Here is a 1,052-nt window from a genome sequence, read left to right on the forward strand (position 1 = left end):
GCTCGGTGAAGGAGAGATCGCGCAGGCCGACCCGGCGCAGCCGGCGGCGGGCCGGCAGACCGGTCGGCCGGCCCGCCCCTGCCGCGACTCCAGCACCAGCACCAACTTCCGCACCGGCGTCGGCTTCCGGACCAACACCGGCTCCGGCTCCGGCTCCGGCTTCGGCACCAGCACCGGCTCCGGCTCCGGCTCCGGCTTCGGCTTCGGCTTCGGCTTCGGCTTCGGCTTCGGCCCAGGCGATCAGATCGGCGGTGAGGAGCGAGGCGATCAGGGCGGCGGACGCTTCCGTGGGGTGCGGTCCGGTGTCAGGGGTGCGGTGTCCGGCCCAGTACGCGGCGAGTTCGCGGTGGGCGGCGGTGGCCGCGAGCCTGCGGAGACGGACGTGGCGGGAGGTCACGTCCCCCGGGGCCGCGGCCAGCGGTTCGGTCCAGATGTGGGAGCCCTCGCGGTGGCAGCGCAGCCAGGCGACGCGTCGACCGGGCAGCCGGTCCGCCGCGTCCCAGAGCCCTTCGGGCACGGGTGAGTCGCGGCACCACACCACGGCGACACGCCCTTCGGCGGCGACTCGTCCGTCGGTGTGGTGGTCCGGGGTCGCCCGGGCGAGTTCCGCCACGCGGTCCGGGGTGGTCCGGTGGACCTCAGCCCCTTCAGCCGCGACGCAGCGCTCCACCGGTCCGGTGAGCACGGAGTCGCCGAGGACGTGGACGGTGCGGCCGGCGAGCGGGGCCCGGGGCGGGGCGGACACCGCGTGTCCGCCGGTCTCGAACGCCTCGACGAGCCGGGCGAGTTCGGCGGAGTGCGGACCGTCGCCCGGCGCCTCGTCGCCCGTAAGCCGCCGCACCAGGGCTTCGCCCGTGACGCCCCCGGTTTCGATGCGCAGGAACTCCCCTCCGGAGGTCCGGAGCACCGGTTCGGCACCGGGGACGGTGACGATCCCGGTGCCGGGAGCGAGTCGACTGCGGGTCACGGAATCCTCCGGAGCGGGAAGTGGAGAGCGGGGGCGGGGTGTTCGGGGGCTGAACGGGGCGGGCCCGCCCGGGATGTCACCGGGC

The 1,052-nt window shown here is 76.0% G+C and carries 1 protein-coding gene; it reads right to left on the reverse strand.

All coding sequences use genetic code 11. From position 1 onward, the window contains the following. Positions 1-967 (reverse strand): hypothetical protein (locus ACFWM7_RS35360; protein ID WP_383268904.1); only part of this gene is annotated, 967 nt, incomplete at its 3' end. Between the last annotated feature and the right edge of the window lie 85 nt (positions 968-1,052).

It is taken from the genome of Streptomyces sp. NPDC058375 (assembly GCF_042723425.1).
Taxonomy (GTDB): Bacteria; Actinomycetota; Actinomycetes; order Streptomycetales; family Streptomycetaceae; genus Streptomyces; species Streptomyces durocortorensis.